This window comes from Planomonospora algeriensis, assembly GCF_977012225.1.
In genome coordinates this window covers 1-2,567 of the sequence record NZ_CDRNDK010000680.1, presented here as the reverse complement: position 1 = coordinate 2,567, position 2,567 = coordinate 1, and the positions used below count along the sequence as shown (strand labels likewise).

At 71.7% G+C, this 2,567-nt stretch carries 4 protein-coding genes and 1 pseudogene; 3 read left to right on the top strand and 2 right to left on the bottom strand.

What is annotated here, in order from left to right:
- Together mobA and ACWJ6R_RS34410 are read left to right on the top strand one after the other, a co-directional pair.
- On the top strand, positions 1-363 hold a 363-nt coding region (mobA, locus tag ACWJ6R_RS34415), incomplete at its 5' end, for a molybdenum cofactor guanylyltransferase (protein ID WP_449066216.1).
- Entirely contained in the window at positions 360-617 is a 258-nt protein-coding gene (locus tag ACWJ6R_RS34410; RefSeq protein WP_449066215.1) for a DUF6457 domain-containing protein, read from the top strand. The genes mobA and ACWJ6R_RS34410, both read left to right, overlap by 4 nt.
- Before the next feature lie 206 nt (positions 618-823).
- Here ACWJ6R_RS34410 and ACWJ6R_RS34405 read toward each other — a convergent pair whose 3' ends face one another.
- Positions 824-1,099: a DUF3099 domain-containing protein gene (locus ACWJ6R_RS34405; RefSeq protein WP_231647464.1), complete on the bottom strand. Its 276-nt coding sequence runs from the start codon at positions 1,097-1,099 to the stop codon at positions 824-826.
- A gap of 110 nt (positions 1,100-1,209) precedes the next feature.
- On the opposite strand from ACWJ6R_RS34405, the gene ACWJ6R_RS34400 reads away from it, so the two are divergent.
- Complete coding sequence (locus tag ACWJ6R_RS34400; protein ID WP_449066214.1) at positions 1,210-1,422, top strand: dodecin; 213 nt, start codon at positions 1,210-1,212, stop codon at positions 1,420-1,422.
- Between the two features lie 46 nt (positions 1,423-1,468).
- Here ACWJ6R_RS34400 and ACWJ6R_RS34395 read toward each other — a convergent pair.
- A pseudogene (locus ACWJ6R_RS34395) lies at positions 1,469-2,567 on the bottom strand (metallopeptidase TldD-related protein); the annotation flags it as partial.

The window sequence follows — 2,567 nt, the reverse complement described above, 5'->3', positions numbered from 1 at the left end:
CGCTGCGGGCCGGCCTGCCGGAGGTGGACGCCCCCCCTCGTGGTCCTGCTCGCCGCCGACCTGCCGTTCCTGCGTGCCCGGCACGTCGAGGCGCTCCTCGGCGCGGCGGGCGGCGGACAGGAGGCGGACGGGGAGGGCGGAGAGGTCGCGGGCGCCCTGCTCGTCGACGAAGACGGCCACCAGCAGTGGCTGGTGGGGGCCTGGCGTACGGCGGTGCTCGCGGAGGCGCTCTCCGCCTACGATGGACGGTCCCTGCGGGGGCTGCTGGCACCGCTGAACCCGGTCGGGCTCCACCTGCCCGGGGAACCGTGGTTCGATTGCGACACGCTGGACGATCTGACACATGTGAGGAGCAGGACGTGAACGTGCTGGAGGAGTGGACCGCTCTGGTCTGCAAGGAGCTCGGCGTCGACCCCGCGCAGGTGGACCGGGACGCATTGCTCGACCTCACCAAGGACGTGGCCCACGGAGTGGCCCGCCCGGCCGCACCGCTGACGGCCTACGTGCTGGGCCTGGCTCAGGGGGCGGGAACGGCGCCGCCCGACGCGGTGGAGCGGGTGACCGAACTGGCCCGCAACTGGGAGCGGGCGACCACGGAGACGCTGGGCGACGCGTAGAGAACCTGAGAGGACCGCAGGGAACCTGGAAGGACACAGGAAGTCCGGGAAAAGGGCGACGCCGGGTGGTTACGGGGGCAAACCACCCGGCGTCGCTTCATCGGCGTTCCGACGGGGGCCCGGAACGCCGGCACGTGCCCCGACGGGGGACCAGGGCACTTGCTTAAAGCGTACACCTCCAACCCCGAGGATGCGTCAAGACTTAGTCACGACCCGATCTCACGCCGGTGCCTCGGGATCTCGTTCTGTCCCGGATCGGTAAAGCCCGGGTCGGCGGGCGCCCCGCCCCGCGGAGCGTTGGCTCCGACCACGGCGATGTACGGCAGGAAGATCGCTCCGGCGAAGAGCAGGATCTTGATCGCCATCGGTGCGGGCACGGTGAAGGCGAGGACCAGGCAGACCAGCCGGATCCCCATCTTGATCAGATAGTTCCGCTCCCGCCGCCCGATGTCCTCGCTCAGCGAGGGCCGGGCGTCGGTCACCTGGTGAACCGTCCCGCGCCTGCGCCATCCCCTCACACCTTCCAACGTAGACCTCGGATCGATCGGATGCGAACGGTCATGTGATCATGGCTTCCGGGTAAGACGGGGGAATGACGGATCGAACGTACCGGGTGACCGAGATAGTCGGCACGTCGGGTGAGAGCATCGAGGCGGCGGTCCGCAACGGCGTCCGCCGCGCCGCGCAGACCCTGCGCCACCTCGACTGGTTCGAGGTGACCGAGGTCCGCGGGCACATCGTGGACGGGGAGATCGCGCACTTCCAGGTCGGCCTGAAAGTGGGCTTCCGCCTGGAGGACGACTGACCCGCCGGGGATCCGCGCGGACCCGCCCCCGGCCCGCCGCGCCGGATCAGCTCGCCTGGCTGACCGTCGACATGTTGAAGTCCGGCACCCGGACCGGGGGCATCACCGTGCGGGTGAAGTAGTCGTTCCACTCGCGCGGCAGCGTCTGCTCGCTCGCCCCGATCTCGGTGACGCGGCCGAGGAGGTCGACCGGGCTCTCGTTGAAGCGGAAGTTGTTGACCTCGCCCACCACCTCGCCGTTCTCCACGAGGTAGACGCCGTCGCGGGTCAGCCCGGTGAGCAGCAGCGTCTGCGGGTCCACCTCGCGGATGTACCACAGGCAGGTGAGCAGCAGGCCCCGCTCGGTCGAGGCGATCATCTCCTCCAGCGACCTGCCCCCCGCCGGTCCCTCCATGATCAGGTTGTCGATCGCGGGGGTGGCCGGCAGGTTCGTCAGCTCGGCCGAGTGCCGGGTCTGGATCAGGTTCGCCAGCGCGCCGTCGGCGATCCAGTCGGTCGGCGTCAGCGGCAGGCCGTTGTCGAACACCGAGCTCTGCCGGCTGGAGGCGTGCGCGACCACGAACGGGGCGGACTCCAGGCCCGCGGCGGCCGGGTCGCTGCGCAGCCGTACCGGGAGGGAGGCGAGGGCCTCCCCGACGCGGGTGCCGCCGCCGGGCTTGGAGAAGACCGTACGGCCCTCGAAGGCGTCGCGGGCTCCGGCCGTCCAGTACAGGTAGATCATCAGATCGGCGACGGCCCCCGGCGGGAGCAGCGTCTCGTACCGGCCCGCGGGCAGGTCGATCCGGTTCTTGGCCCACTCCAGCCGCCGGGCCAGCGAGGCGTCCAGCGCCGCCACGTCCACGTCGGAGAAGTCGCGGGTGGCCACGCCCGTCCAGGCCGAGCGCTTCATGTCCGGGGACTTGGCGTTGAGCTCCAGGCGCCCGGTCGGCTGGACGTGCCGGAGGCGGGCGCCGGCGGAGGTGCCCACGAACGTCGTGGTGACGCTGTGCTCGGCGAAGCCGTACAGCCGCCGCCCGCCCGCCTCGGCGGCGGTGAAGGCCTCGCCCAGCGCGGGGGCGAAGGCGCCGAACACGCCGATCGTGGTGGGCTCGGCGGGGGGCGTCCCAGTCGGCGGAGACGGTGCCCGCGACCAGCGGCCGGGCGTC

Excerpts from the sequence above, each read along its gene's own strand:
- ACWJ6R_RS34400 (WP_449066214.1), top strand. The coding sequence starts at position 1,210 with ATGACGGATCGAACGTACCGGGTGACCGAGATAGTCGGCACGTCGGGT.